Genomic DNA, 26,836 nt, shown 5'->3' on the forward strand with positions numbered 1-26,836 from the left:
CTACCTGCCGGTAGATTCGGAGCCTCTTGAACGATCAAGTCTGTAACTTGTTCTAGATTAGCGTCCCCGCGTAGGCTCGCGGGACAGCGCAGGCAGAAGGGGGCCCAGAGTGACCGCTGAGGCCAGTCGGGCGGGCCACTTGGCGGGCCCGGCCGCAGACGGCGAGCGACCGCTCCGTATCGCACTCCTCACCTACAAGGGAAACCCGTTCTGCGGCGGCCAGGGCGTCTACGTCCGCCACCTCTCGCGCGAACTCGCCCGCCTCGGCCACACCGTCGAGGTCATCGGCGCCCAGCCCTACCCCGTCCTCGACGAGGGCTTCGACGGCCTGTCGCTGACCGAACTGCCCAGCCTCGACCTCTACCGCCAGCCCGACCCCTTCCGCACGCCCGGCCGCGACGAGTACCGGGACTGGGTCGACGCCCTGGAGGTCGCCACCATGTGGACCGGCGGCTTCCCCGAGCCGCTCACCTTCTCGCTGCGCGCCCGCCGCCATCTGCGCGCCCGACGCGGCGAGTTCGACGTCGTGCACGACAACCAGACCCTCGGCTACGGGCTGCTGGGCGACGTCGGCGCGCCGCTGGTCACCACGATCCACCACCCCATCACCGTCGACCGGCAGTTGGAGCTCGACGCGGCCGGGGGCCGCCGCCGGCGCTGGTCGGTGCGCCGCTGGTACGCCTTCACCCGCATGCAGAAGCGCGTCGCGCGCCGGCTGCCCTCCGTGCTGACCGTGTCCGGCACCTCCCGCGCGGAGATCGTCGAGCACCTCGGCGTGCGGCGGGACCGCGTCCACGTCGTGCACATCGGCGCGGACACCGACCTGTTCTCACCCGACCCGTCCGTGGCGCGGGTCCCCGGCCGGATCGTCACCACCTCCAGCGCCGACGTTCCGCTCAAGGGACTGGTGTTCCTCGTCGAGGCGCTGGCGAAGATCCGTACCGAGCACCCGGCCGCCCATCTCGTCGTCGTCGGCAAGCGCCCCGCCGACGGACCGGTCGCCCAGGCGATCGAGCGCTACGGCCTCGACGGCGCGGTCGAGTTCGTCAAGGGCATCTCCGACGCCGAACTCGTCGACCTCGTCCGCTCCGCCGAAGCGGCCTGCGTGCCGTCGCTGTACGAGGGCTTCTCCCTGCCGGCCGCCGAGGCCATGGCCACCGCGACCCCGCTGGTGGCCACCACCGGCGGGGCCATCCCGGAGGTCGCCGGCCCGGACGGGGAGACCTGCCTCGCCGTCCCGCCCGGCGACGCGGGCGCGCTGGCCGCCGCCCTGGCCCGGCTGCTGGGGGACGCCGCGCTGCGGGCCCGCCTCGGCGCCGCCGGGCGCGAACGCGTGCTCGCCCGGTTCACCTGGGCGCGGGCGGCGGAGGGCACCGTCGCCCACTACCGCGAGGCCATGGCCCGCGCCGCGGCACCGACCGGTGCCGGCGCCTCCCGCCCCGCCGCCGGAGCGCCGCACCCCGCCGCCCGCCCGGCCGCCGCCGCAGCCGCGCCCTCGGACGCCACCGCCGCTCCCGCCTCAGAGGAATTCAACGAAAGCAGGGCCACGTGCTGACCGTCGACTTCTCCCGGTTCCCGCTCGCTGCGGGCGACCGCGTCCTGGATCTCGGCTGCGGCGCCGGCCGGCACGCGTTCGAGTGCTACCGGCGCGGCGCCCGGGTCGTGGCCCTCGACCAAAACGCCGAGGAGATCCGCGAGGTCGCCAAGTGGTTCGCGGCGATGAAGGAGGCCGGTGAGGCACCCGAGGGCGCCACGGCCACCGCGATGGAGGGCGACGCCCTCGCCCTGCCCTTCCCCGACGAGTCCTTCGACGTCGTCATCATCTCCGAGGTGATGGAGCACATCCCCGACGACAAGGGCGTCCTCGCCGAGATGGTGCGCGTCCTCAGGCCCGGCGGCCGGATAGCCGTCACCGTCCCCCGCTACGGCCCCGAGAAGGTCTGCTGGACCCTCTCCGACGCCTACCACGAGGTCGAGGGCGGCCACATCCGCATCTACCGGGCCGGCGAACTCCTGACGAAGATCCGCGAGGCGGGCCTGCGCCCGTACGGCACGCACCACGCGCACGCCCTGCACTCGCCCTACTGGTGGCTGAAGTGCGCGTTCGGCGTGGACAACGACAGGGCGCTGCCGGTGCGGGCGTACCACAAGCTGCTGGTCTGGGACATCATGAAGAAGCCGCTCGCCACCCGGGTCGCCGAGCAGGCGCTGAACCCGCTGATCGGCAAGAGCTTCGTGGCGTACGCGACCAAGCCGCACCTGCCCCGGCTGTCCGGCGCCGGAGCCGGTCGCGCATCCGCTGCCGAAGCCGCCGGCGGGGCCACCGCCGCCGACGCCGCGACCGGCGGCGAGGCGGCCGCCCGGTGACGACGCCCAGGACGGAACACCTCGTCCTGCCCGGAGTCCTCACCGCCGGGCAGGCCGCCGCGACCGTCGCCGGCATCCTCGCCGTGCAGCGCGAGGACGGGGCGATCCCGTGGTTCCGCGGCCACCACCTCGACCCCTGGGACCACACCGAGGCCGCCATGGCCCTGGACACCGCCGGCGAACACGAGGCCGCGGCCCGCGCCTACGACTGGCTCGCCCGCCACCAGAACGACGACGGGTCCTGGTACGCCGCCTACGCGGACGGCGCGGCCGACGACGTCACCGACCCCGGCCGGGAGACCAACTTCGTCGCCTACGTCGCCGTAGGGGTGTGGCACCACTACCTCTCCACCGGCGACGACGTCTTCCTGGACCGGATGTGGCCGACCGTGTACGCGGCGGTCGAGTTCGTGCTGGCCCTCCAGCAGCCGGGCGGCCAGATCGGCTGGCGCCGCGACGCCGACGGCACGCCCACCACCGACGCCCTGCTCACCGGCTCCTCCTCGGTCCACCAGGCGCTGCGCTGCGCGCTGGCGATCGCCGAGCAGCGCGAGGAGCCCCAGCCGGACTGGGAACTCGCGGTCGGCGCGCTGCGGCACGCCATCCGCCGGCACCCCGAGCGGTTCCTGGACAAGAGCCGCTACTCCATGGACTGGTACTACCCCGTGCTGGGCGGTGCGCTGACCGGCGCGGAGGCCCGGGACCGGGTGCGGGAGGGCTGGGACCGGTTCGTGGTGCCCGGCCTCGGGGTGCGGTGCGTCGTCCCCAACCCCTGGGTCACCGGCGGCGAGTCCTGCGAACTGGCCCTGACCCTGTGGGTCACCGGCGAGTCCGACCGGGCGCTGGAGGTGCTCAAGTCCGTGCAGCACCTGCGCGATCCGGACAGCGGGCTCTACTGGACCGGGTACGTCTTCGACGACGGCGCGATATGGCCCCGCGAGCTCACCACCTGGACCGCCGGGTCCCTGCTGCTCGCGGTGGCCGCGCTGGGCGGCCACGAGGCCACCTGCGCGGTGTTCTCCGGCGAGCACCTGCCGGCGGGCCTGGACCCGGACTGCTGCCGCCCCGCCCCGTGACGGGCCGCCGGCGTGACCGTCGCCGTGACCGTCGCCGTGACCGTCGCCGGGACCGCCGGCGGGAGGCGTCCGGCCGGACCGCCGCGGGCCGGCGGCGAGTGAGCCGCGGGCCGCGGGCGGACCGCCCGGGGCCGTCCGGCCGGAGTGTCCGCGGGGCCCGCGTCCGCCGCGGCCGGGACGGCTACCCGGCCCGCTCCGGCGGGTTCAGTTCGGCCAGCACCCGCAGCGAGTGCCGGTCCGGGGCGAGTGCGAGCAGGTCGGTCACCGGGCCCGCCCGCCACGACTCCAGCCGCTCAGCGATGCGTTCACGCGGCCCGACGAGCGAGATCTCGTCCGCGAAGGCGTCCGGCACGGCCTGCACGGCCTCGGTGCGCCGCCCGGCGAGGAACAGTGTCTGGATGCGGCGGGCCGCGCCCTCGTAGCCCATGCGGGCCATCAGCTCGGCGTGGAAGTTGCGGGCCGCGTGGCCCATCCCGCCGATGTAGAAGCCGAGCATCGCCTTCACCGGCAGCAGCCCCTCGGCGACGTCCTCGCACACCCGCACCTGCGCCATGGGGGCCACCCGGAACCCCTCGGGCGCCTCGGCGAGGACCTTCCCGTACAGGTGCGGAGCCCGCACCGGCGACCAGTACAGCGGAAGCCAGCCGTCCGCGATCCGGGCCGTCTGGGCGATGTTCCGCGGCCCCTCCGCCCCCAGCAGGACGGGCAGGCCGGGGCGCGGGGCGTGGGTGACCGGCTTGAGGGCCCTGCCGAGGCCCGTGCCGTCCGGGCCGCGGTACGGCAGCGCGTGGTGCCGTCCGTCCAGCCTCACCGGCGCCTGGCGCCGCAGCACCTGCCGTACCACGTCGACGTACTCCCGGGTCGCGGTCAGCGGCGAGGCCGGGAACGGACGCCCGTACCAGCCCTCCACGACCTGCGGGCCGGACAAACCCAGCCCCAGCAGCAGCCGCCCGCCCGACAGGTGATCGAGCGTCAGGGCGTGCATGGCCGTCGTGGTGGGGGAGCGGGCCGCCATCTGCGCGACCGCCGTGCCGAGCCGGATACGGGTGGTGTGCGCGGCGATCCAGGTCAGCGGGGTGAACGCGTCCGAGCCCCAGCTCTCCGCCGTCCACACGGAGTCGTAGCCGAGCCGTTCCGCCTCCTGGGCGAGCGGGACGTGGCGCGGGTCGGGGCCGCGGCCCCAGTAGCCGAGCGCGAGACCGAGTCGCATGCCGCTCTCCCTTTCTGACGAAACGTCAGATGTGGCCGGGGCTGCGACTGTACGACAGCGGCCCCCCGCCCGGAAGGGCGGGGGGCCGTGCGTGCCGGAGGGGCCGGGTCAGCCGCGCTGGATGCCGCTGGTGTCCTGGAGGACACCGCGACGGCCGTCCTGCGTCTGGGCGACCAGGGCCGCGCCGCGCTGCTCGACGGCCAGGTACCAGGTGCCCGGGGCGAGTTCGGCGACCGGCGACTGCGTGCCGTCCTCCGCGAACAGGGTGCGCGGCACCGGCACCGCGAACCAGAACGGCGAGAAGTCGCCCGCCGGCTGCGGCGCCTGCGGCTGACCGCCGTAGGGCTGCTGGGGCTGGCCGCCGAACGGCTGCGGCTGCTGCGGCTGCTGCGCGCCCGGGTAGCCGTAGCCGCCGGGGGGCTGGCCGCCGTTGTACGGCTGCGGGGACGACGACGGACCCGGGGCGGGCAGCAGCGCGTGGTGCAGCGCGGGCACCATCGGGCCGGCGATCGCCCCGCCCGCCAGCACCAGCGAGGCGAGCAGACCGATGATCAGGCCCGCTCCGGCGTTGTCGATGTCGATCGTCCACCACAGCAGCGACCAGGCGCAGGCGACGGTCAGGGCCACGCCGACCGGACCGAGGTCCAGTCCGGCGACCTTGCGGGGCTGCGGGAGCAGGCGGGTCACCACCACGAGGGCGGCACCGGCCACGCCCACCATGTAGGTGCCGAGGCCGAGTCCGAGGTTGTCCCAGGCGTTCGGGATGTCGGCCGCCTCGCACACCGCATCCGGTGCGTCGCAGCCGGCCACGTCGAGCAACGACGCGATGAAGAGCAAGAGTGCTGCCCCGATCACCACGCCGTCGCCCCGAGTGAGGGAGCGGATATTCACTGATTGTCCTTCGTCAGTCGTCTCGTCATCGGCAGCGATGACCTTATCGTCCGAACGATCAGGGTGTCCGCCCGGATCACGAGGCGGTCGTCACTCCCGCAGGAATCCCGCGACTCCCTCGGAGATCCCCCGCGCGGCCCGCTGCCGCCAGGCGCCGCTGGTGAGCAGCGCCGCGTCCTTGCCGTCCCGCATGTTGCCGCACTCGACGAACACCTTGGGAACTGTTGAGAGATTGAGACCGCCCAGGTCCCGACGTGTGACGAGACCGGTGCCCCCGCCGACGTAGTTCGCGGGCGCGCTGCCGGTCTCGCGCGCGAAGGCGTCCGCGATGTGCTCGCCGAGGTCCCGGGAGGGCAGGACGACCGGGCGGGTGTCGGCGGCGCCGGAGTGCACGGCCCCGGGGAGGATCACATGGAACCCCCGGTTGCCGGCCGCCGAACCGTCCGCGTGCACCGACACCACCGCGTCCGCGCCCGCCGCGTTGCCGATCCGGGCGCGCTCGTCGATGCAGGGGCCGTACGGGCGGTCCGCGTCGTGCGTCAGCCTCACCGTCGCGCCCTGCTCCTGCAGCAGCGTGCGCAGCCGGTGCGCCACGTCGAGGGTGAAGTCGGCCTCCCGGTAACCGGAGCCGGTGGCGGTGCCGGTGGTGTCGCACTCCTTGCGCTGGGTGCCGATGTCCACCGTGCGGTTGATCTCCGCGGTGTGCGCGAAGTTGCCCGGGTTGTGGCCGGGGTCGATGACGACCACCCTGCCCGCCAGGGGGCCCGCATCGGTGGGGGAGCCCGGCGTGGACGGGCCCGGCTTCCCGGCGTCCCCCGCCGCGCCGGAGCCCGCCGCGCCGGAGGCGGGGCGCGGGCTGCCGGCGGAGGCGGACGGGCCGGCGGAGGCCGCGGCCCGTTCCGGTGCGCCGCCGCCGGGGCCCGCCGTCTCGTACACCAGCCAGCCCAGCAGAGCGCCGGGCACGAGCGCCGCGACCGCGACCGCCGGCAGGCGGCGCCGGCGGCGCGGAGAGAGGGGTTCGGGGTCCTGGTGCGGGTACGACACGCCCGCCACCCTAGCCGCCGCACCGGCCCTGCGCCGGGAGCGCCGCCCCCTGTTCGGCGGGGAGCGTGCGCCGGGGGCGTGAGCGCGGCGCGTGTCGCTCGGGTCGTGCGGTCGGCGGGTGCGGTAGACGGGTGCGGTCCCGGGGTGTGAGCAGGAGGTGTGCCGCCGTGGGCGGCGCGTGGTGCGGGTGCCGTCCGCCCCGGGGCGCTACCCGCCGCCCTCCGGCGGGGCGTGAGCGCGGCGGGTGTCGCCCCGGGCCGCGAGCACGGCGCGTGTCACCCGGACCCGTGAGCCGGGCGCGGGCCGCCCCGGCCGCGAGCGCGGCGCCGGTGCGCCCCGGGACCGGCCGTCGTCAGAGACCCGGGCCGGTGCGGCGCAGCACCCGCAGCGAGCCCGTCGCCGAGACCTCGGTGAACGCACCGGAGGCCAGGGCGCGCAGGTAGATCCGGTACGGTGCCTGGCCGGTGAACTCGTCCACCGGGTCCGGGAACACGTCGTGGATGACCAGCAGCCCGCCCTCCGCCACATGCGGGGCCCAGCCCTCGTAGTCCGCGCCCGCGTGCTCGTCGGTGTGCCCGCCGTCGACGAAGACGAAGCCGAGCGGGGCGTTCCAGAGGGCCGCGATCTGCGGAGACCGGCCCACCAGCGCGACCACGTGCTCCTCCAGTCCGGCGCGGAACAGCGTCCGGCGGAACTCGGGCATCGTGTCCATCACACCGAGGCGCGGGTCGACCGTCTCGGGGTCGTGGTACTCCCAGCCCGGCTGCTGCTCCTCGCTGCCCCGGTGGTGGTCGACCGTGAGCGCGGTCACCCCGGCCGCCCGGGCGGCGTCGGCCAGCAGGACCGTGGAACGCCCGCAGTACGTGCCGACCTCCAGCAGCGGCAGCCCGAGCGCACCCGCCTCCACGGCGGCCGCGTACAGCGCGAGCCCCTCGTCCACGGGCAGGAACCCCTTCGCGGCCTCGAAGGCGGCGAGGATCTCGGGCTGGGGGGCCGCGGGCATGCCGGTCCCTTTCGGTCGGACGGACAGGTCAGGCCGCATATGCTGCCGCACCCCCGCCCGGAGGGCGAGCCGGGGGTGACGGCGCCCTGCCCGCAGGCCCGCCCGGGGTGCCCCGCCCGCGGCCCCGCCGTCCGGGCCCCGGCGGCGGTGCGAGGCTCTGGTGTCCGGGCCCCGGCGGCGGTGCGCGGCTCTGGTGTCCGGGCCCCGGCGGCGGTGCGAGGCTCTGGTGTCCGGGCCCCCGGCGGCGGTGCACGGTCGGCGGGCGGCCTGCGCCCGGCCCGCTGCCCGACTCCGGGATCTGACATCATGTCAGGAGCCTTCACAAGTGCGCGCGCCTGGGCTATACACGAGACCGCCGGACTGAAACGTGTTCTAGGGCGTGTTTCGAAAGTCCCGCCTGCCTGGCGGCGTCTGGCACGCACGCTCGCCGCGTTGTCGGGCTCGCCCCGATACATCCAGTACCGGGGCGACCCTCCGCCTTGCGATCGCACGCACCAGACGCCGCCAGGCCTGCCCTTCGGGCAGACGACGCTACTTTCGAAACACGCCCTAGCGCTGCGGCCGGAAGGGTCCGCCGGGCCGGTGTATCCCTCCGGCCGCGGCACCGGCTGTCCCCAAGGCGACCTCGGTGCGGCCGACGGTGCGGACGTCCGCGCCGAGGTCTCGGACCCCGACCCGTCAGGAGCCCCATGCCCATCGACGCCGCCAAGGCGCTCGCCGCCCGGCCCCGGTCCGGAGAGATCTCCTGGACCCCGAGGGACGTCCTGCTCTACCACCTCGGCATCGGCGCCGGTGTGCCCGCAACCGACCCCGACGAACTGCGCTACACCCTGGAGACCCGGCTGCACGTGCTGCCGAGCTTCGCCACCGTCGCCGGGGCCGGTGCGCCCGGCGTGATCAGCGGCCTGTCCCTGCCCGGCGTCGAGGCCGACCTGGCGAGCGTCCTGCACGGCGGGCAGTCCCTCACCGTGCACCGGCCGATCCCGGCCACCGGCAACGCCACCGCCACCTCGCGCCTGGCCGCCGTGTACGACAAGGGCAAGGCCGCGATCCTCGTGCTGCGCACCGACGTGGCGGACCGCGACGGCCCGCTCTGGACGAACGACGCCCAGATCTACGTCCGCGGCGAGGGCGGCTTCGGCGGCGACCGCGGCCCGGACACCCGCCTGGAGGAGCCCGCCGGTCCGCCCGACCGCACCCTGCACCGTACGGTCCGCGAGGACCAGGCCCTGCTCTACCGCCTCTCCGGCGACTGGAACCCCCTGCACGCCGACCCCGACTTCGCCAAGAGCGCCGGCTTCGACCGGCCCATCCTGCACGGGCTGTGCACCTACGGCATGACCCTGAAGGCCGCCGTGGACGCCCTGCTCGACGGCGAGGTGAGCCGCGTGCGCTCCTACGCCACCCGCTTCGCCGGGGTCGTCTTCCCCGGCGAGACCCTGCGCATCCGCCTGTGGCGGCACGGGCCCGGCGTCGTACGGGCGGACGTCGGCGCCGTCGGACGCGCGGACGCGCCGGTCCTCACCGACACGGTCCTGCACCACTCCTGATCCGGGCCTCCCGCGCCTCCGCACCCCGCGCCTCCGCACCCCGGGGCGCGGGGCCCGGACCCCCGCAACCCCGGCCCCGCCCCGGAACCCGCCCCGCCCCGCCCCCGAGCCCCGCACCGAGCCCACATCACTCAGCCCGGTACGCCCACCGAGCCCGGTACGCCCACCGAGCCCCGTACGACCCGAGGGGAGCCGCACCATGCGCGCAGCCGTACTGCACGAGACAGGCCAGGAGAAACTGGAGGTCCTCGACGACGTCGCGGCGGTGGGCTTCGGGCCCGGCCGGGTCCGGATCCGGATACGGGCCTCGGGCCTGTGCCACTCGGACCTGTCCGCGATGAGCGGTGTCCTGCCGCAGCCCGCCCCGTTCGTGCCCGGCCACGAGGGAGCGGGCGAGGTGCTGGAGGCGGGCGAGGGCGTCACCCGGGTGAAGCCCGGCGACCGCGTCCTGGTGTGCTGGCTGCCCGCCTGCGGCGCCTGCCCCGCCTGCCGGCGCGGCCAGAGCCAGCTGTGCCTGGCCGGGTTCATGAACGCGGGCATCCCCAACTTCCGGCGGGCCGGCGGCGACGTCTTCGGCTTCGCCGGGACCGGCACCTTCGCCGAGGAGGTCGTCGTCGACGCGCGCTGCGCCGTGCCGATCCCCGACGACGTGCCCTTCGACATCGCCGCCCTCCTCGGCTGCGGGGTGACGACCGGACTCGGCGCCGCCCTCAACACGGCGGGCCTGGAACCCGGTTCGTCGGTCGCCGTGATCGGCTGCGGCGGCGTGGGCGTCAGCGTCATCCAGGGCGCCCGGCTGCGCGGGGCGGCGGCCGTCGTCGCGGTGGACCCGGTCGCGGCGCGCCGCGAGGCCGCGCTCGGCTTCGGCGCCACCGAGGCCGTGGCACCCGGGGAACTCGCCGACGCCAAGCAGCGGCTCACCGGCGGGGAGGGCTTCGACTGCGTCTTCGAGGTGGTCGGCCGCTCCGCCACCGCCCGCACCGCCTACGAGGCCACCCGGCGCGGCGGCACCCTCGTCGTCGTCGGCGCGGGCGCCGTCGACGACCATCTGCACCTCAGTATGTTCGAGCTGTTCTTCGACGAGAAGCGCATCCTCCCCTCCCTGTACGGGGGCGGGGACGTGCTCCGCTCCTACGACCGGGCGATCGCCCTGTGGCGGGCCGGCCGGATCGACCTGGCCGGCCTGATCACCCACCGGGTGCCCCTCGCGGAGATCAACGAGGCACTCGACCGGATGCGCGCCGGCAGCGCCCTGCGCACCTGCGTGGAGGTGTGATGGGCGCGCCGCTGGACGGCCTGTCGGCCGTGGTCACCGGCGCCGGGCGCGGACTGGGACGGGCCGAGGCGCTCGAACTGGCGCGGCTCGGCGCGGCCGTCGTCGTCAACGACTACGGGCAGCCCGGCCGGGACGGCTCCGGTGCCGCCTCGCCTGGCCCCGCCGAGGAGGTCGCCGCCGAGATCCGCGCGGCCGGCGGCACGGCCCTCGCCCACACCGGCGACGTCTCCGACTTCGCGCAGGCCCGCGCCCTCGTCGGGCTGGCCACCGACGCGTTCGGCAGGCTGGACATCCTCGTCAACAACGCGGGCATCCTCCGCGACCGCATGGTCTTCTCCCTGACGGAGGACGACTGGGACGCCGTCATCCGGGTCCACCTCAAGGGCCACTTCAACACCATCCGGTTCGCCGCCGCGCACTGGCGGCAGCGGTCCAAGGCGGCGGGCGGACCGGTGTACGGGAGGATCGTCAACACCTCCTCCGAGGCGTTCCTCGCGGGCTCCGCCGGACAGCCCAACTACGCCGCCGCGAAGGGCGGGATCGTCGGCCTGACCACGTCGACCGCGCTCGCGCTGGCCCGGTACGGCGTCACCGTGAACGCCATCTGCCCGCGCGCCCGCACCCGGATGACCGAGGACGTCTTCGCCGGCCTCGCCGCCCCGGAGCAGGGCCCCGACCCGCTCGCCCCCGAACATGTCGCCCCCCTCGTCGGCTATCTGGCCTCACCCGCCGCCGCCCGCGTCAACGGGCAGCTCCTCGTCGTGCACGGCGGCATGGTCGCGGTCGTCGAACGCCCGCGGGTCCAGGCCCGGTTCGACAGCAAGCAGGACACCTTCAGCCACGGCGAACTCGACGCGCTGCTCACCCCGTACTTCGCGGGCCGCCCGCCCGGGGAGACCTTCGCGGCGACGGAGGTGCTCGGACTCGGCCGGGCGTAGCGCGTGGTGCGCCCGGCCGCGTACGGGGAGGTCCGGGGCGCCCGCACTCCGGCCCGGGGACGGACGTACCCCGTGCGCCGGGGCCGGGAGGCCCGGACCTCCTCCGGAAGGGGGGAACGGCCGAGGCCCGGGTCCGTGGGCCGCCGTCAGGCAGCCTTCTCGGTCGGCTGCTCCACCGGCTTGCGGTGGCGGCCGCGCGGAGCCGTCTCGGCGTCGTGTGCCGAGACCGGCCCCCGGTGCTTGCCGTGACCGGCCGCCGCACGGGCGTCGGCCGGCAGCTGCTGGGACGTGCTGGCGTCACTCATCGAAGGATTCACCCCGTCATACATGATCTTCTTACAGCCGGGGGAGTCTAACCGGCACACCTCGGGTCGAATCCAGGCGGTCACGCCAACCGCGTCTACTTTGTTACCGGACGGCCCAGGGGGGCCTCCCGCAGCGGAACGGGGCGGGGAGCGGAGGGCGCCGGGGAAGCGGAGGGCGCCGGGGGAGCGGAGGGCGCCGGGGGAGCGGAGGGCGCCGGGGAAGCGGAGAGGCCGGCTCCGGCGGCCCCGCCCGGCAGGTGCCCGGACGGCGCGGACGGCGCGGACGGCGCGGACGGCGCGGACGGCGCGGACGGCGCGGCGACGCCTCCCGTGTCCGCGGGGCCTCCTCGGGCGCCTCCCGCCTTAGGGGGCACCCCCGGAGCGTCCAGCGCCTCCGGCGGCAGCCACCGGATGCCCGCCCCCTCCGCGGGCGTACCCGAGAGGCCCGCTTCCTCGGCGGGCACCGTGGGCGCGGCGTCACCCGGGCCGGCCGTACCGCCCGTACCGCCGCCCGCCCCGCCCGCTGCACGCGCCTCGCCCGCGCGGTCCGCCGCCGTGAACTCCTGCCAGGGCGCGGCCCATTCGGTCATGCCGCAGGGGACGTCCCCGGTGGCGCAGGGCAGCCGCAGGGTGCCCTGCGGGCTCCACAGGCCGGACCCCGCGAGCCACCCCGGCGGCGCGGCCAGATGGCGCACCTGCCGGTCGGCCGGCCGCCACACCCCCACCCAGTCGCCCGCCGGGCCCGCCACCCGCAGGGCCACCGCACAGCGCTCCGGCGTCAGCACCTGCCCCGGCTGGACGGCGAACGGCACCACCTCGCACCCCTCCAGGCGCAGGCACTCCGGGAAGCGCACCGGCAGCATGCTGCCCAGCACCCCCCAGCCCAGCCGGGGCCGCCCCGGTGAGGGCGCGTCGGAGCGGATCAGCAGCAGCCCGGAGTCCGGGTCGGCGCACAGCAGCCGGTCGTCGCTGCCGGCCGCGATCTGCAGCAGGGGCGACACCGCGCCGCCGCGGGCCAGGTCCACCACGACCGTCTTGGTGCCGTCGGCGCCCTCCCGGTCCACCGCCAGCAGCTGCCCGGCCGCGTCCAGCCACACCCCGCCGGAGCAGCGCCCCGGCACCTCGGCGACCCGCTCCGGCCCGGACGCCCCGCCCGCCACCAGCCACACCGCGCTGGAACCGGGTCCGGACGCCAGGGCGTACACCCGCTCGCCGCCCGGCGCCGGAGGCAGCAGCCGCGGCCCGCCCTCGACCGCGCCCAGCGGCAGCTCGCCGGTGCCGGCCCCCGCCGGATACAGCAGCGAGAAGACCTGCCGGCCGTCGGCGGACCGGCTGATCAGCACCCGCCCGTCGGCCAGCGGCTGCACCTCGGTGCCGGGCTCCTCCGGCTGGTTGCCGGGCAGCGGCACCGCGTACGGCTCCGGGCCGTCCAGCGTCCACCGCTCCGGGAACCAGGAGTCGCCGCTGCGGGCCAGACGGGCGGCGTACGTGCCGTCCACCGTGATGACACACCCCGTCGCCGGTTCGCGGTCCTCCGCGCCCGCGGCGGCCGTTTCGATCGCACAGGCCGTCATGGTTCGGTCACCTCCGGCGACGAAGCTAGTTTTCGCACGCACAGACGGAGGACCGGCAGGCTGCCGCTTCACACATAAAGGTGGTCGCCCGCCGGTTCGCCTGAGGAAACGGAGACGGGTGTGCTGTCCGGCGTGCGGGCCGGACCGCCGCCCGGCGTGCGGTGCGGGATGCGCCGCGCGTCCGCGACGCCCGCACCGGTGCGGCGGCGGGAAACGGCCAGGTAGCCTTTCCCCGTGCCCCGTCTGTCTGAAGTCATCGCCGAGCTGGAGACCCTGTGGCCCGCCGAGCGGGCCGAGTCCTGGGACGCGGTCGGCACGGTCGCGGGCGATCCCGGCCAGGAGGTCGGCCGGGTCCTGTTCGCCGTCGACCCCGTCCAGGAGATCGTCGACGAGGCGGTGAAACTGGACGCGGACCTGCTGGTCACCCATCACCCGCTCTACCTCCGCGGTACCACCACCGTCGCGGCCTCCCACTTCAAGGGCCGCGTCGTGCACACGCTGATCAAGCACGACATCGCGCTGCACGTCGCCCACACCAACGCCGACACCGCCGACCCCGGCGTCTCCGACGCCCTGGCCGGCGCCCTGGACCTGCGCGTCGTACGCCCCCTCGTGCCGGACCCGGCCGACCCCGCCGGGCGCCGCGGCCTCGGCCGGATCTGCGAACTCGACCAGCCGCTGACCGTCCGCGAACTCGCCGGCCGGGCCGCCGCCCGGCTGCCCGCCACCGCGCAGGGCATCCGCGTCGCCGGCGACCCCGACGCCCCCGTGCGCACCGTCGCCGTCAGCGGCGGCTCCGGCGACAGCCTCTTCGACCAGGTCCGCGCGGCCGGCGTCGACGCCTTCCTCACCGCGGACCTGCGCCACCACCCCGTGTCCGAGGCGCGGGCCCACAGCCCCCTCGCCCTGCTCGACGCCGCCCACTGGGCCACCGAGTGGCCCTGGTGCGAGCTGGCCGCCGCCCAGCTCGACGAGATCTCCGACCGCCACGGCTGGGACCTGCGCGTCCACGTCTCGACGACGGTCACCGACCCCTGGACCATCCACACCCCTTCCCTTGGAGCCCCCAACTGAACGCCGCGCCCGCCGACCAGATCCGCCTCCTCGACGTCCAGGACCTCGACGTACGCCTCCAGCAGCTCGCCCACCGGCGCAGGTCGCTGCCCGAGCACGCCGAGATCGAGTCGCTGGGCCGGGACCTCACCCAGCTGCGCGACCTGCTGGTGGCCGCGCAGACCGAGGAGAGCGACACCGCCCGCGAGCAGACCAAGGCCGAGCAGGACGTCGACCAGGTCCGCCAGCGCGCGGCCCGCGACCAGCAGCGCCTCGACTCCGGCGCCGTCACCTCCCCCAAGGACCTGGAGAACCTCCAGCGCGAGATCGCCTCGCTCGCCAAGCGGCAGGGCGACCTGGAGGACGTCGTCCTGGAGGTCATGGAGCGCCGCGAGTCCGTCCAGGAGCGGGTCGCCGAGCTCACCGAGCGGGTCTCCTCCGTCCAGTCGAAGATCGACGACGCGACCTCCCGCCGGGACGCCGCCTTCGAGGAGATCGACGGCGAGACGGCCGGGGTGACCAAGGAGCGCGAGGTCGTCGCCGGCTCCGTCCCCGCCGACCTCCTCAAGCTCTACGAGAAGCTGCGCGAGCAGCAGGGCGGGATCGGCGCGGCCAAGCTGTACGCACGCTCCTGCCAGGGCTGCCGCCAGGAGCTCGCCATCACCGAGCTCAACGAGATCCGCCAGGCCGCCCCCGACGCGGTGGTGCGCTGCGAGAACTGCCGCCGCATCCTCGTGCGTACGGCCGAGTCCGGGCTGTAGGGAGTCCTCGCGGTGCGGGAGTTCATCGTCGAGGCGGACGGCGGATCCCGGGGCAACCCCGGCCCGGCCGGCTACGGGGCGGTCGTCACCGACGCCGCCACCGGGGAGACCCTGGCCCAGGAGTCCGCGTACCTCGGCGTCGTCACCAACAACGTCGCCGAGTACCGCGGCCTGCTCGCCGGCCTGCGCGCGGCCCACGCCCTGGACCCGGACGCCGCCGTGCACGTCCGGATGGACTCCAAGCTCGTCGTCGAGCAGATGTCGGGCCGCTGGAAGATCAGGCATCCCGACATGAAGCCGCTCGCTCTGGCGGCGGGACGGGTGTTCCCCGCCGACCGGGTGACCTACGAGTGGATCCCGCGCGAGCGGAACAAGCACGCCGACCGCCTGGCCAACGAGGCCATGGACGCGGGCACGGCGGCCGCGGAACCCCCGCCCGCCGACGCCTCGGCGGGCGACACCGCGGCGGGCTGCATCGCGGCCGCCGGCACTGCGGCCGCCGGCACTGCGGCCGCCGGCGCGGGTGCGACGGCCGGGGGCGCCGTGGAGCACGCCGCGGGGGAGGTGCGGCCCGCGGACGAGGGCCCGAGGTCGTCGGGGGACGACCTACGAGCCACCCGCAACGTAGCCACCCACGACGCGGCCGCCCACGACGCGGCGGCCCACGACGCGGCGGCCCACGACGCGGCGGCGGCGAACGCGACGGCGGGAGCCGCGACGGCCGGAACCGGGACGGCCGGAACCGGGACGGCCGGAACTGCGACGGCCGGAACTGCGACGGCCGGAACCGGGACGGCCGGAACCGGGACGGCCGGAACTGCGACGGCCGGAACTGCGACGGCCGGAACCGGGACAGCGGGAACCGTGGCGGCGCGGGAGGCGACGCCGCAGCCCGCGGCCCGTCCCGCGGCCCGTCCCGCGGCCCGTCCCGCGGCCCGTTCCGCGGCGCGTCCCGCGGCCCGTTCCGTCCCCGCCGCCCGGCCCGTGGCGGCGCAGGGGTGGGGGCCGGCCGACATGGGGCCGCCCGCGACGTTCGTGCTGCTGCGGCACGGGGAGACGCCGCTGACCCCGCAGAAGCGGTTCTCGGGGAGCGGCGGGAGCGACCCCTCGCTGTCCGGGGCCGGCCGGGAACAGGCCGAGCGGGTCGCCGCCGCGCTGGCCCGGCGGGGCACGGTGCAGGACGTCGTGGCGTCCCCGCTGGCCCGGACCCGGGAGACGGCGGGCATCGTCGCGGCCCGCCTCGGCCTGGAGGTCACCGTCGACGACGGGCTGCGCGAGACGGACTTCGGCGCCTGGGAGGGGCTGACGTTCGGGGAGGTGCGGGAGCGCCACCCCGAGGACCTCGACGCCTGGCTCGCCGACCCGGGGGCCCGGCCCACCGGGGGCGGGGAGAGCTTCGAGGAGACCGCGGAGCGGGTGGCCGCCGCCCGGGACCGGCTGGTCGCGGCCCACGCCGGCCGTACGGTGCTGCTGGTGACGCATGTGACGCCGATCAAGACGCTGGTGCGGCTGGCGCTGGACGCCCCGGCACGGGCGCTGTTCCGGATGGAGCTGTCGGCGGCCTCGCTGTCCGCGGTCGCCTACTACGCCGACGGCAACGCCAGCGTCCGCCTGTTCAACGACACGTCGCACCTGCGCTGAGCTCCGCCGCCCGCCGGGCCAGCGACTCGATCCGCGCCCAGTCGCGGTCCGCGACCGCCTGCGGCGGGAGCATCCAGCTTCCCCCCACGCAGGGCACGTTGGGCAGGGCGAGATAGCCGGGGGCGTTCTCCGGCCCGACCCCGCCGGTGGGGCAGAACCGGGCCTGGGGGAGCGGTCCGGCCAGCGACCGCAGATACGCGGTGCCGCCCGCGGCCTGGGCGGGGAAGAACTTCATCTCCCGCACGCCGCGCTCCAGCAGCGCCACGACCTCGGTCGCCGTGGACACTCCGGGCAGGAACGGCACCCCCGTGCCGCGCAGCGCCGCCAGCAGCGCGTCCGTCCAGCCGGGGCTGACCAGGAAGCGCGCTCCGGCCGCGACCGCGGCCTCGGCCTGCCGGGGCGCGATGACCGTACCCGCCCCGACGACCGCGTCCGGCACCTCACGGGCGATCGCCGCGACCGCCTCCAGCGCGGCCGGCGTCCGCAGGGTCACCTCGACGGCCGGAAGCCCTCCGGCGAGCAGGGCGGACGTGAGCGGCACGGCGTCGGCGGGGTCGTCCACGACCACGACGGGCAGGACGCGCGAGAGGCCGAGTACGGAGGACACCATACGGTCATCCTGCCGACGCCCCTCACCACGCGCAACGAGTGTTGCGCACACTGCAACGCACGCAGGGGTTCACGGGCGGCCGGGAGCCCGCCCGCGCCGGGGCGGGGTCAGTGGACGTCCTCCACCAGGACATCCAGCGACCAGGCCGTGCCCGCGCGGGCCGGGGCCTCCGCCTCGACGACGTACCCCAGCTCGCGCAGGGTGTCCACCAGTTCGGCGGGGGTGCGCGGCGCGGCCCCGGACTGGAGGAGGCCGCGCACGATCCGGCCCTTGGTGGCCTTGTTGAAGTGGCTGACGACCTTCCGGGTGGGTGCGTGCAGCACCCGGACCGAGGCCGTCCGGGCGGCGAGGTCGCCCTGGGGCCTCCACGCCGCGGCGTAGGCGGCCGACCGCAGATCGAGCACCAGCCCCGACCCGGCGGCCTCCGGCATCACCGAGGCCATCGGGGCCCGCCAGTGCGCGGCCAGCGCCCCGAGGCCGGGCAGCCGCACGCCCATCGAGCAGCGGTAGGAGGGGATGCGGTCGGTGACCCGCACGGCACCCCACAGCCCGGAGAACACCAGCAGCGAGCGGGCCGCCCGCCGCTTGGCCGCGGTGTCCAGGGTGGCCAGGCCGAGCGCGTCGTACAGGACACCGGTGTAGATCTCCCCGGCCGGCCGGGTGCCCGCCGTACGCAGTCCGGCGTTCTTCGCCACCTCGCCGCGCAGGCCCTCGCTGAGCCCGAGCACCTCACGGGCCTTGCCCTCGTCGCCCGCGCACAGCCCGGCCAGCTCCTCCAGCACGGCCGCCCGCGCCCCGCCCAGCCCCGGCAGCGACAACGCCTCCGGCTTCAGCGGCGTACCGCGGCCGGAGGGGGCCTTGCCCTCGGAGGGCGGAAGCAGGACCAGCACGACATCTCCTTCACTCGGACTCCGGGACAGCGTACGGCCCGGCCTCCCCCGACCCGGGCGCGGCCACGGGGGCCGGCCGGGGCCGGTACCATGGTCGGCACGGCAGACGAGCCGGGCGGGCGGCCGCGAGGAGTCCCCTTGAGGGGGCCCTTCGAGGAACGTCCGGGCTCCACAGGGCAGGGTGGTGGCTAACGGCCACCCGGGGTGACCCGCGGGACAGTGCCACAGAAAGCAGACCGCCGGGGACCGTATCCGTACGGCCCTCGGTAAGGGTGAAACGGTGGTGTAAGAGACCACCAGTGCCCAGGGTGACCTGGGCAGCTAGGTAAACCCCACCCGGAGCAAGGTCAAGAGGAGCCGCCGCAAGGCGCGCTCTGCGCGGACGTTCGAGGGCTGCCCGCCCGAGTCCGCGGGTAGACCGCACGAGGCCGGCGGCAACGCCGGCCCTAGATGGATGGCCGTCGCCCCGGCCCCCGCGAGGGACCCGGGGAACAGAACCCGGCGTACAGCCCGACTCGTCTGCCACCCCTTCGACGGTAGGCCCCTGGTCAGGTGTTTTGCCTGGTCAGGGGCTACCTTTACGCCTCCGCAGCCGAGTGTTCATTGCTCACTCTCTGTGACTGTTTCTGGGTGTTTCTCGATGCTGTGCGGCGATCCTGTGGCGGTGACGACGCCCCGCTGAGCCGATCGTGAGCGGGCCGCAGCCGCGCTCTTTCGGCGGGCTTTCGTGCTGCATCCATGAGTCATGCCGTGTCGTCGCGCCGAGGCGCCAGAAGGCGTACTTGTCGCCGCGACGGCGACTGGAGTGAACGAGGACCCCGGCCCGTCCGCAACGGGATATGCGAACGTGCCGGGGCCAGGGACTGATGTCAGGTGGTGTACTCCAGCTCGGTCAGGGCGGTCTGGCGCACGGCTGCGGCGAGGCTTTGCAGGTCGAGCCCGTCCAGGTGAGCGCGAAGCGCCTGGCGGACCTCGTGCATCCGCTCCAGCAGCGCCGGTCCGGTGATGTCACCGGGCAGGAGGATTCGGCGGAACTCCGGGTCCTCGATCGCTTCGGCGACCAGCTTCTCGGCCAGCCACAGGGGGGTGCGCTCACGGATCGCGAACGTCAGATGAACGCTGTCCATATCCAGGTCGGTTACGTGCGGGTTGTGAACCCAGCCCCTCGGGAGAAGAAGCGACTGCCCTGCCCGAAGGTCGACTTCGAGGTCTGGGCCCGCAGATTCCCACTCGGGGATGAAGTGATCCCTCCACACACGGAAGGACTCGTTGTACTCCCTCATGGGGGACTCGACGGGCGGGCTCCAGAGCTGCCACCGCTTGGTGCCGGCCATCTGGACGATCACGGCCATCTGCTGATCCCAGTGATGGCGTAGCCCCTGGTTGCCGGGCGGGGTCAGGAAGGCGTGGATGTAGTTCGAGTAGCCGGTTTCGGCCTGGATGCTGTGGGAGACCCGGGCCAGGTCGGGAACGACGCGCTGGAGGTTGCCGAGGCGGATGGTGTGGCCGCTCTCGTACAACCGGGCCAGCTTCGCACGGTCGGTGCGGCCGCTGGTCGTGTACGCCGTCGGGTTCAGCGAAGGGTTAGGGGCCTTGACCACGGCGATCTCGTCGGCAGGGACGCATCCCCTGAAGACGTAGCTCCGGATGGTCTCCGCCGTGACGGTCTCGTCGAGGGACGACTTTCCTCGCTCGTAGACGCGAGGCTCATCCGGCCAGGAGGCCAGTAGATCGGTTACGCCCTCCTCGGGCAGTAAGAGGTGCAGCGACACGGCGTCGACTCCTTACGACGGCGGGAGCGGGCAGGGGATGTCCGGATGGAAGCGGTTGGGGCAGCAGACCACGTTGACCGACCAGAGGTTCTTCGACGCGGTGTAGTGCACCCAGGACACGTCGACCCCACGGGGTAGTACGTCAGCGGCGTACTCCAGTCGTTCAGGGCCGCGAGGTGACCGACCCCGAGGCCCTGTCCCAGATGGAGATTCCGGACTACGAGACCGTGGTCGAGGTCCCCAAGGCCGCGATCACCGCCCTACTGGAGGAACCGCGTGGAGCTGATCTCCAGCGCCGAGCGCAACCAGCTCTTTGAGAGCTTCGGGCAGGATGCATTCCACCTGGAGCTGAGGGACGACTACTCCGTCCCCGACGAGGAGAGTCCGTTCACGAGCTGGCTCCGCGGTGAGACTGTCGACTACTCCTATATGGAGCCGTGGACGCAGCTCATGAGGCGCGTTACCGGGGAAGGGAAGACCGTCCGACGCGTCCGCGTGGTGACGGAGCCGCATGCTCCCTACATTCAGTGGGAGCACGCCACGACCGGTCTCAACGAGGAAGCGGGCGAGGACATTCGCTGGCTGCCTCGGCATCGCTTGCCGGAGAGCGTCACCTTCCCCGTGGGGGGTGACGACTGGTGGTTGTTCGACGACCGCCTTCTGGCAGTGGGCCACTTCGACTCCGACGGCAGAGTCCTTGGGTCCGAGATCGTCGAGGACCCGGACATCGTTGCTGAGTGCGTACGCCTGCGGGATCTGCTGTGGGCCGTCGCTGTACCACACCCCGAGTACAAGCCCTGACCGTTCCATGAGCGTGCAAGTAGAAGAGGCGCTGCAAGCGCTGGGTGCCCGGCTGCGTGGCTTCCGCAAGGACGCGGGATTCGTCAGCGGCCGGGCGTTCGCGCGTGCCACCTCGTGGCAGGAGTCGAAGGTCTCCCGCATCGAGAACGGCAAGCAGCGCCCCAGCGATGAGGACATTCGCGTCTGGTGCGAGGCCACGGGCCAGGGCGACCAGATGGGCGACTTGATCGCGATCGTCCGCCACGTCGACGAGCTGTGGATGGAGATGCGCCGACTGCTCCAGACCGGAGCAGAGAAGCGCCAACAACAGGCCCTTCCGGTGTACGGCAAGACCAAGGTGTTCCGCATCTGGCACCCCACCGTCGTCTGGGGGACCCTTCAGACGACGGAGTACGCTGCCGAAGTCTTCAAGCAGGTTGTCAGCTACTACGAGATCCCCAACGACGCCGATTCGGCTGTGGCGAAGCGGCTTGAGCGTCAGCAGTACCTCTACAAGGGCGATCGGATCTTCAACGTACTGCTCGGCGAACAGGCCCTGTACACCAACTTTGGGGGCCCGGAAGTGGTGAAGGGGCAGCTCGACCGCCTGCTGGCTGTGATGAGGCTCCCTCGCCTCAGCCTGGGCATTGTCCCCAGGTCCGCGTCGGCCTCGATATGGCCGGGCAACTCGTTCTCGATGTTCGATGACCGGCTGGTCCTCGTCGAGACCTACTCGGCAGAGCTGTCCGTTTCCCAGCCCCGAGAGATCGAGCTGTATACCAAGGCGTTCGCCCTCTTGAAGCAGTCAGCGGTCTACGGCACCGCTGTCCGAGACCTCATCTTCACAGCGATCCAGCACTTCGATCAGATGCCGAGCGATTAGGAGAGCGCATCATGCAGTCCATGACCCCGAACTGGCGCACCAGCACCTACACGAAGTCGGACAGCTGTGTTGAAGTGGCCGACAACGACCCGACGAACGTCATGGTCCGCGACACGAAGGACCGCGACGGCGGAACCCTGACCTTCCTGCCGTCGTCCTGGGCGGCGTTCGTGGAGTTCGCACCGCCGCCCAGCACGGCGACGCCCTGACCTCCTACCGGCGCTCCGCCATGCTCCACCGACGCCTCGGCGACCGCAGCCGCGAGGCCCTGGCCTGGCGCGGCACGGGCCAGACGTATGCCGCGATGGACCGCCACGGCGAGGCCACCACCTTCCACCGCCGGGCCGCGGCCGTTCACCGCGACCTAGGGGACACATGGCAGCTCGCCCTGGAACTCGACCACCTGGCCGCGGCCGTTCACCCGGAGGACCCCGAGACTGCCCGTGGCCACTGGATCGAGGCCCTGACCCACCTGACCCCCTATACCGACCCCCGGGCCAGGTCCATCCGCTCCCGCACAGAAGCGTTGCTGACCCGAGCCGCCGGTTGACGCCGTCGCCGATGTGGCCGACGACGCCAGCAAGCTCCACGGAGATCCAGCCGTTCGAGGAACGCCGGGCCCTCGGGTGAGATGGTGGGCTTTGGGAGCAAGCCGAACGGATGCTGCCTGTCAGCGGGGCGCGGTAAGGTCGACCGGGGATTTCGGCCCGAAAGGGCGTGAGGAGACAGCGGAGGTCGAACGGTGACGGCAGGAGGCCCGCGTCCGGTGCCCAAGCCGGGACCACCGCGTCCGGCGCAGCAGTGGTTCCAGGATCGGCCCTCCCCGTACCCCTGGGAGCAGGACGCTCTCGACCATGTACGCCGCCTGATGCCGGCCGCCGAGCCGTATCGCGCCTGGGCCACGTTCTCCTTCACCGCGCAGTCGGGCCGTATCAACGAGTGCGACCTGCTGATCGCGGTACCCGCCGGCCTTTACCTGGTCGAGATCAAGAGCCATCCAGGGCGCCTGGAGAACAACGGATCCACCTGGAACTTCCGAGGCTCCGACCGCACCCGGACGATCAACAACCCGCTCCACTTCAACGACGCCAAGTCCAAGGACCTCAAGAGCAGGCTCTTGTGGGCGGCGCGCAAGCTGGGCATCCCGGAGCGTTCCGTGCCGCGCGTGGAACCGGCGATCTTCCTCTCGGCTCCGGATCTCGAGAGCCGTCTCGACGATGTCCAGAAGGTCAAGGTCTACGGTCGTGACGACCGCCCCACCGGCCTGAAGCGCATCTGGCAGGACTTCCTCGGCCTGCCGCCGGACCGCCCCGACCGCCGCATCACGCCCGACTTCTCCCGGAACACCCTGCCGCGCCTGCTGAAGGCCATCGGAGTCCAGCAGTCCACGGCCCATCTCAGGTTCGGCGACGCCTGGAAGCTGCAGCCGCACCCCCTGGACCGTGGGCACTCCTGGGAGGACCGTCTGGCCACGCGCGACGACGGACTCGTGCAGGGGGAGGGCCGGGTCCGCATCTATCTGGTCGGCCATATGGCCACCGAGGCGGCGAAGAAGTCGACCGATCGCGCGGCCCGCCGCGAGTACCAGGTTCTGCAGGGCATCACGCACCGCGGCATCGTCGAGGCCGTCGAGATCCGCGAGCACCAGGGCGGACCCGCGATCCTCTTCCGGCACCGGCACACGGATCTGCGTCTCGACCAGTACCTGGCCACCTACGGGGGCAAGCTCACCCCGGAGATCCGCCTCGATCTCGTCCGCCAGCTCGCCGAAGCCGTCCGCTACGCGCACCACCGCGCCCTCTACCACCGGGCCCTGGCGGCCGGCTCCGTCTACGTCTCCTTCCGGTCCGACGGGACGCACCCCGAGCTGCGCATCACCGACTGGCAGACCGCGGCCCGCGACTTCGACAGCAACGCCACCTTCTTCCGTTCGATCGGCGGCTCGGCGCTCGACGCCGCTCTGATCGAGGACGCGGCCCGCCTCTATCTCGCCCCCGAGACCGACCAGCCGTACGCGGATCCGGCCGACCTGGACATGTTCGGGCTCGGCGCGGTCGCCTACCTGATCCTCACCGGTCAGCCTCCCGCCACGCAGCGCAGCGCGCTGAGCGAGCGCCTGCGCACCGATGCGGGGCTGCATCTGTACGCCGTCGCCGACGGCTTCTCGGACGCCCTCGACGACCTGGTCTTCCAGGCCACTCGCTCCGACGTGACCGAACGCCTCGGCTCCGCCGAGGAGTTCCTCGACCTGCTGGACAAGGCGGAGCGCGCCGGCGTGCTGCCCGAGGCGCCCACGGCCGTGGGGGTCGATCCGCTGGAGGCGCTGCCCGGCCAGTCGCTCGACGCGGAATGGTCCGTACGCCGCGTCCTCGGCACCGGCGCCACGGCCCGCGCCCTGCTCGTGGAGCGCGTGGTCGAGGACGAGGACGGCCGGACGCAGACCGACGAACGGGTCTTCAAGGTCGCTCTGGACGAGCAGAAGGCCGAACGGCTGCGTGCCGAGGCGGGCGTTCTCAAGGAGGTCGGCGGCGGCGCGGTCGTACAACTGCGGGGAGAAGGGCTGCACGAGATCGGCGGGCGGACCGTCCTGCAGCTGGAGTACGCCGGTGAGCAGTCCCTGGGTGCCCGGCTGCGCGGCAAGGGCAAGCTGACCTACCACGAGCTGGAGCGCTTCGGCGACGACCTGTTCAGGGCGCTCGACCAGCTCGCCGCCAACGGAGTCCTGCACCGCGACCTGAAGCCCGACAACTTCGGCATCCACCACAGCAAGGACCGGATCTGGCGTCTGAAGCTGTTCGACTTCTCCCTCGCCGACGCCTCCGAGCGTGACATCAAGGCGGGCACGCGCGGCTACCTCGACCCCTTCCTCGGCTCCCTGCGGCGGCCGTACTACGACGACCACGCCGAGCGGTACGCGGCGGCCGTCACCCTGCACGAGATGGCCTGCGGTGAGCGACCCATGTGGGGCGACGGACAGCTGGACCCGCTCACCAACGAGTCCGCCGAACTGTATGTCGCCTCCGAGCTGTTCGAGCCGGCTCTCAGCGACGGCCTCACGTCCTTCTTCCGACGGGCCCTGCACCGCGACACCGAGCACCGCTTCGACACGCTGCGGCAGATGCACGACGAGTGGCGCGAGGTGTTCCGGGCGGCCGACGCGACCAGGCCGGCGACCACCCCGGCCACGGTCGGCGCCCAGGCCGAGGACGCGGAGGAGGCCCGCGACGCCGCGGCCGCGGCCGCGGACGCCGAGACCCTGCTGGACGCCGCGGGTCTTTCGCCCCGGGCCGTGTCCGTCGCGCACGGGCTGGGTGCCACCAAGGTGGGAGAGCTGCTCGACGTCCAGCCCTACGCGATCTCGAAGGCGCGGGGCGCGGGAGCGCTCGTGCGCAAGGAACTCAACCGGCGCCGCAAGCAGTGGGCGGTCGCCCTGCGGCAGCCCGCCGGTGCCGACGTCCGGCCGGCGGCACCGGCCGCGCGCACGGACGGTGACCCCGAGCCGGACGGACCGCTGCTCCTGTCGATAGAGGACATGGCCGCCAGGCTCACCCCCGAACCCGGCCGCAAGGGCTCCCACCGTGCGCCGGTGGTCCGGCTCACCCTCGGTCTGCCACCCGAGGAGGGCGGGCTGTCGCCGCTGGGCCCCTGGCCGGTCCAGGCCCGCATCGCCGACCATCTCAGGATCAAGCAGCCGCCGGTCTCCCGTCATCACCGCATCGAGATCAAGCAGTGGGCCGAGGCGGACTGGCTGCGGCGGGTGCGCGAAGAGCTGGTCGAGATGGTTTCCGCGGCCGGGCGGGTCATGACCGCGCAGGAGGCCGCCGCCGAGCTGCGCGTCCGGCACGGCGCGGGCGACGACACGCCCGAGCGGACGCTCGCGAGGGCGCTGGCCGTCGTACGGGCCGCCACCGAGGCCGAGCTGTGGGACGGCGAGGGCGCGGAACAGCACGAGCCGCGCCTGGCCGTGCACCGGCGAGGCGACACCGTACTGGTCGCCGCGGAGTCGTTGCCCGGGACCGACGACCCGAGCCCCCGTGAACTGGCCGACTACGCATCCGAGTTGGGGTCGGTGGCGGAGCGTCTGGCGCGTCAGGAGCCGTTGCCGGGACGAGCCGCGGTGGTCCGGGACCTGCGCGCGGTGCCCGCCCCGGAGGGCTTCGCCCCGCTCGCGGACACCCGGCTGGTCGACCTGGCGGCCGCCGTCGCCGTGGGGACCGAGGTCACTCCGCGCCTTGAGCTGTATCCCCGTGACCTCGGCCTGGACCGCGCCCTGCGGATCTCGCAGGCAGGGGCGGGAGTCCGACGGGACCGCGGCATCACCGTCGCCGAGCTGCTGGCGCGGCTGCGCGCACGCTTCCCCGTGCTCGACGCGCTCTCCCCGGAGCGAGAGCCGACGTACGTCGAGCTGGAGGACCCGCTCAGGGAGGCGCGCTTCGAGCTCCGGTACGACACCAAGCTGGAGCGGTTCTTCCCGCCGGCCCTGGAGAGGGGCGGCCCGTGGACGTCCACCGGGACGGGTACCAGCTACCTGTCACCCGGCCACGGCATCCCGGCGGTCGCGGAGGTGGACGGGGATCCGCACGCCGCCACCCGTGCCAGGCTCGCGTCCCGTGCTCAGCGCGGCGGGTTCCTCGCGCTGACCGTCAAGGGCAGCCGGCTGCCGGGTGCGGCCGAGGCGGTGGCCGCGGCGTTCCCCGTCGAACCCGTCGACCTGGGGCGGGAGTTCCTCGCCGAGTTCCGCGCGCTGGCGGCGGAGAAGGGGCAGGACTGGGAGAAGGTCCTGCGCGCCGACGCGGGCTCCGCGCCGGGGCACATCAAGCGAGGTCTGGCCTCGTTCGTCCGCGCGGTGTGGGTACGTCTGGAGGCCGCCCTGCTGGAGCGGGCCGCGACCCCCCGTACGGTCCTCTTCCTGCATGATGCGGGGCTGCTCGCCCGGTACTGGGACGAAGGCGGCCACGACCTCCTGGTCCGGCTGCAGACGGCGGCCCGACGACCCGCCGACGACCCGCACGGGCTGTGGCTGCTCTGCCCCGTGGACACACGGACGCAGGTCCCGCACCTGGACGGGCGCACGGTCGAGGTGATCGGCGGCGACGGGGAACGGGCCTACCTCGACGGCGACTTCCTGACGGCGGTGACCGCGGCGGCGTGAGCGCTCCGCCGGAGGTGCCGCGTGGAAGTGTCGCGATGCGCCGCCTGCCGTCCGCGGTGC

23 protein-coding genes and 1 other RNA gene are annotated in these 26,836 nt (G+C 74.0%); 15 read left to right on the forward strand and 9 right to left on the reverse strand.

What is annotated here, in order from left to right:
• Window positions 1-109 precede the first annotated feature (109 nt).
• Genes AC5K6T_RS04285 through AC5K6T_RS04295 form a run of 3 tightly spaced genes read left to right on the forward strand, consistent with a single transcriptional unit; the run spans window position 110 to window position 3,443 of the window.
• Window positions 110-1,555 (forward strand): glycosyltransferase family 4 protein, encoded by a 1,446-nt coding sequence (locus AC5K6T_RS04285; protein ID WP_493205761.1) that lies wholly within the window; start codon window positions 110-112, stop codon window positions 1,553-1,555.
• The gene (locus AC5K6T_RS04290; protein ID WP_493205762.1) at window positions 1,549-2,367 is read left to right on the forward strand and encodes a class I SAM-dependent methyltransferase; all 819 of its coding nucleotides are present in this window, start codon (window positions 1,549-1,551) and stop codon (window positions 2,365-2,367) included. The genes AC5K6T_RS04285 and AC5K6T_RS04290 overlap by 7 nt, the downstream gene beginning before the upstream one ends.
• Window positions 2,364-3,443, forward strand: coding sequence for a prenyltransferase/squalene oxidase repeat-containing protein (locus tag AC5K6T_RS04295; RefSeq protein WP_493205763.1), 1,080 nt, complete (start codon window positions 2,364-2,366; stop codon window positions 3,441-3,443). The genes AC5K6T_RS04290 and AC5K6T_RS04295 overlap by 4 nt, the downstream gene beginning before the upstream one ends.
• 181 nt (window positions 3,444-3,624) lie before the next feature.
• On the opposite strand, the gene AC5K6T_RS04300 is transcribed toward AC5K6T_RS04295, so the two are convergent.
• The 4 genes from AC5K6T_RS04300 to AC5K6T_RS04315 form a co-directional block, all read right to left on the reverse strand.
• Window positions 3,625-4,653 (reverse strand): LLM class F420-dependent oxidoreductase, encoded by a 1,029-nt coding sequence (locus AC5K6T_RS04300; RefSeq protein ID WP_493205764.1) that lies wholly within the window; start codon window positions 4,651-4,653, stop codon window positions 3,625-3,627.
• Window positions 4,654-4,761: 108 nt separating this feature from the next.
• Window positions 4,762-5,544, reverse strand: a complete 783-nt coding sequence (locus AC5K6T_RS04305) for a DUF5336 domain-containing protein (protein WP_493205765.1) — start codon at window positions 5,542-5,544, stop codon at window positions 4,762-4,764.
• Between the two features lie 90 nt (window positions 5,545-5,634).
• On the reverse strand, window positions 5,635-6,588 hold the full coding sequence (locus AC5K6T_RS04310) for an N-acetylmuramoyl-L-alanine amidase (RefSeq protein WP_493205766.1): 954 nt from the start codon (window positions 6,586-6,588) through the stop codon (window positions 5,635-5,637).
• 352 nt (window positions 6,589-6,940) lie between these two features.
• The gene (locus AC5K6T_RS04315) at window positions 6,941-7,591 is read right to left on the reverse strand and encodes a class I SAM-dependent methyltransferase (RefSeq protein WP_493205767.1); all 651 of its coding nucleotides are present in this window, start codon (window positions 7,589-7,591) and stop codon (window positions 6,941-6,943) included.
• 689 nt (window positions 7,592-8,280) lie between these two features.
• Here AC5K6T_RS04315 and AC5K6T_RS04320 point away from each other — a divergent pair.
• The 3 genes from AC5K6T_RS04320 (at window position 8,281) to AC5K6T_RS04330 (ending at window position 11,355) form a co-directional block, all read left to right on the forward strand.
• Window positions 8,281-9,141, forward strand: coding sequence for a MaoC/PaaZ C-terminal domain-containing protein (locus tag AC5K6T_RS04320; protein WP_493205768.1), 861 nt, complete (start codon window positions 8,281-8,283; stop codon window positions 9,139-9,141).
• Window positions 9,142-9,340: 199 nt separating this feature from the next.
• Window positions 9,341-10,417: a Zn-dependent alcohol dehydrogenase gene (locus AC5K6T_RS04325; RefSeq protein WP_493205770.1), complete on the forward strand. Its 1,077-nt coding sequence runs from the start codon at window positions 9,341-9,343 to the stop codon at window positions 10,415-10,417.
• On the forward strand, window positions 10,417-11,355 hold the full coding sequence (locus AC5K6T_RS04330; RefSeq protein ID WP_493205772.1) for a 3-oxoacyl-ACP reductase: 939 nt from the start codon (window positions 10,417-10,419) through the stop codon (window positions 11,353-11,355). Before AC5K6T_RS04325 ends, AC5K6T_RS04330 begins: the two co-directional genes overlap by 1 nt.
• Before the next feature lie 146 nt (window positions 11,356-11,501).
• Here the strand turns inward: AC5K6T_RS04330 and AC5K6T_RS04335 are convergent, their stop codons facing one another.
• Complete coding sequence (locus tag AC5K6T_RS04335; protein ID WP_493205774.1) at window positions 11,502-11,660, reverse strand: hypothetical protein; 159 nt, start codon at window positions 11,658-11,660, stop codon at window positions 11,502-11,504.
• A 95-nt stretch (window positions 11,661-11,755) separates the two neighbouring features.
• Window positions 11,756-13,234, reverse strand: a complete 1,479-nt coding sequence (locus AC5K6T_RS04340) for a hypothetical protein (RefSeq protein ID WP_493205775.1) — start codon at window positions 13,232-13,234, stop codon at window positions 11,756-11,758.
• Window positions 13,235-13,468: 234 nt separating this feature from the next.
• On the opposite strand from AC5K6T_RS04340, the gene AC5K6T_RS04345 reads away from it, so the two are divergent.
• From AC5K6T_RS04345 to AC5K6T_RS04355, 3 genes are read left to right on the forward strand one after another with little or no spacing between them, the layout of a single operon-like run.
• Window positions 13,469-14,308, forward strand: coding sequence for a Nif3-like dinuclear metal center hexameric protein (locus AC5K6T_RS04345; protein WP_493205777.1), 840 nt, complete (start codon window positions 13,469-13,471; stop codon window positions 14,306-14,308).
• Complete coding sequence (locus AC5K6T_RS04350) at window positions 14,305-15,048, forward strand: zinc ribbon domain-containing protein (protein ID WP_493207328.1); 744 nt, start codon at window positions 14,305-14,307, stop codon at window positions 15,046-15,048. The genes AC5K6T_RS04345 and AC5K6T_RS04350 overlap by 4 nt, the downstream gene beginning before the upstream one ends.
• 12 nt (window positions 15,049-15,060) lie before the next feature.
• The gene (locus tag AC5K6T_RS04355) at window positions 15,061-16,689 is read left to right on the forward strand and encodes a bifunctional RNase H/acid phosphatase (RefSeq protein WP_493205779.1); all 1,629 of its coding nucleotides are present in this window, start codon (window positions 15,061-15,063) and stop codon (window positions 16,687-16,689) included.
• On the opposite strand, the gene eda is transcribed toward AC5K6T_RS04355, so the two are convergent.
• Window positions 16,664-17,299, reverse strand: a complete 636-nt coding sequence (eda, locus tag AC5K6T_RS04360) for a bifunctional 4-hydroxy-2-oxoglutarate aldolase/2-dehydro-3-deoxy-phosphogluconate aldolase (protein ID WP_493205780.1) — start codon at window positions 17,297-17,299, stop codon at window positions 16,664-16,666. The two genes, AC5K6T_RS04355 and eda, sit on opposite strands and share 26 nt — an antisense overlap.
• A gap of 107 nt (window positions 17,300-17,406) precedes the next feature.
• Window positions 17,407-18,189, reverse strand: coding sequence for a peroxide stress protein YaaA (yaaA, locus tag AC5K6T_RS04365; protein WP_493205782.1), 783 nt, complete (start codon window positions 18,187-18,189; stop codon window positions 17,407-17,409).
• A gap of 107 nt (window positions 18,190-18,296) precedes the next feature.
• Here yaaA and rnpB point away from each other — a divergent pair.
• Window positions 18,297-18,711, forward strand: an RNA gene (gene rnpB, locus AC5K6T_RS04370) — RNase P RNA component class A.
• Between the two features lie 347 nt (window positions 18,712-19,058).
• Here rnpB and AC5K6T_RS04375 read toward each other — a convergent pair.
• Window positions 19,059-19,961, reverse strand: coding sequence for a JmjC domain-containing protein (locus AC5K6T_RS04375; protein ID WP_493205784.1), 903 nt, complete (start codon window positions 19,959-19,961; stop codon window positions 19,059-19,061).
• Window positions 19,962-20,237: 276 nt separating this feature from the next.
• On the opposite strand from AC5K6T_RS04375, the gene AC5K6T_RS04380 reads away from it, so the two are divergent.
• From AC5K6T_RS04380 to pglW, 5 genes are all read left to right on the forward strand, one after another.
• Window positions 20,238-20,762 (forward strand): DUF6879 family protein, encoded by a 525-nt coding sequence (locus AC5K6T_RS04380; RefSeq protein WP_493205786.1) that lies wholly within the window; start codon window positions 20,238-20,240, stop codon window positions 20,760-20,762.
• 7 nt (window positions 20,763-20,769) lie between these two features.
• The gene (locus AC5K6T_RS04385) at window positions 20,770-21,624 is read left to right on the forward strand and encodes a helix-turn-helix domain-containing protein (protein ID WP_493205788.1); all 855 of its coding nucleotides are present in this window, start codon (window positions 20,770-20,772) and stop codon (window positions 21,622-21,624) included.
• An 11-nt stretch (window positions 21,625-21,635) separates the two neighbouring features.
• Complete coding sequence (locus AC5K6T_RS04390) at window positions 21,636-21,833, forward strand: DUF397 domain-containing protein (protein ID WP_493205790.1); 198 nt, start codon at window positions 21,636-21,638, stop codon at window positions 21,831-21,833.
• Window positions 21,834-21,853: 20 nt separating this feature from the next.
• Window positions 21,854-22,174 carry a hypothetical protein gene (locus AC5K6T_RS04395; RefSeq protein ID WP_493205792.1) on the forward strand — a complete coding sequence of 107 codons (321 nt, stop codon included), beginning with the start codon at window positions 21,854-21,856 and terminating at the stop codon, window positions 22,172-22,174.
• Between the two features lie 216 nt (window positions 22,175-22,390).
• On the forward strand, window positions 22,391-26,776 hold the full coding sequence (gene pglW, locus AC5K6T_RS04400; protein ID WP_493205794.1) for a BREX system serine/threonine kinase PglW: 4,386 nt from the start codon (window positions 22,391-22,393) through the stop codon (window positions 26,774-26,776).
• The last annotated feature ends 60 nt before the right edge of the window (window positions 26,777-26,836 follow it).

This window comes from Streptomyces sp. B8-7 (assembly GCF_058833805.1).

What these genes read in the sequence shown, in the direction of transcription:
- AC5K6T_RS04300 (WP_493205764.1), bottom strand. Translation starts at nt 4,653, where the DNA reads ATGCGACTCGGTCTCGCGCTCGGCTACTGGGGCCGCGGCCCCGACCCG.
- AC5K6T_RS04315 (WP_493205767.1), bottom strand. Translation starts at nt 7,591, where the DNA reads ATGCCCGCGGCCCCCCAGCCCGAGATCCTCGCCGCCTTCGAGGCCGCG.
- AC5K6T_RS04320 (WP_493205768.1), top strand. Translation starts at nt 8,281, where the DNA reads ATGCCCATCGACGCCGCCAAGGCGCTCGCCGCCCGGCCCCGGTCCGGA.
- AC5K6T_RS04325 (WP_493205770.1), top strand. Translation starts at nt 9,341, where the DNA reads ATGCGCGCAGCCGTACTGCACGAGACAGGCCAGGAGAAACTGGAGGTC.
- AC5K6T_RS04330 (WP_493205772.1), top strand. Translation starts at nt 10,417, where the DNA reads ATGGGCGCGCCGCTGGACGGCCTGTCGGCCGTGGTCACCGGCGCCGGG.
- AC5K6T_RS04335 (WP_493205774.1), bottom strand. Translation starts at nt 11,660, where the DNA reads ATGAGTGACGCCAGCACGTCCCAGCAGCTGCCGGCCGACGCCCGTGCG.
- AC5K6T_RS04340 (WP_493205775.1), bottom strand. Translation starts at nt 13,234, where the DNA reads ATGACGGCCTGTGCGATCGAAACGGCCGCCGCGGGCGCGGAGGACCGC.
- eda (WP_493205780.1), bottom strand. Translation starts at nt 17,299, where the DNA reads ATGGTGTCCTCCGTACTCGGCCTCTCGCGCGTCCTGCCCGTCGTGGTC.
- AC5K6T_RS04385 (WP_493205788.1), top strand. Translation starts at nt 20,770, where the DNA reads ATGAGCGTGCAAGTAGAAGAGGCGCTGCAAGCGCTGGGTGCCCGGCTG.
- AC5K6T_RS04390 (WP_493205790.1), top strand. Translation starts at nt 21,636, where the DNA reads ATGCAGTCCATGACCCCGAACTGGCGCACCAGCACCTACACGAAGTCG.
- AC5K6T_RS04395 (WP_493205792.1), top strand. Translation starts at nt 21,854, where the DNA reads ATGCTCCACCGACGCCTCGGCGACCGCAGCCGCGAGGCCCTGGCCTGG.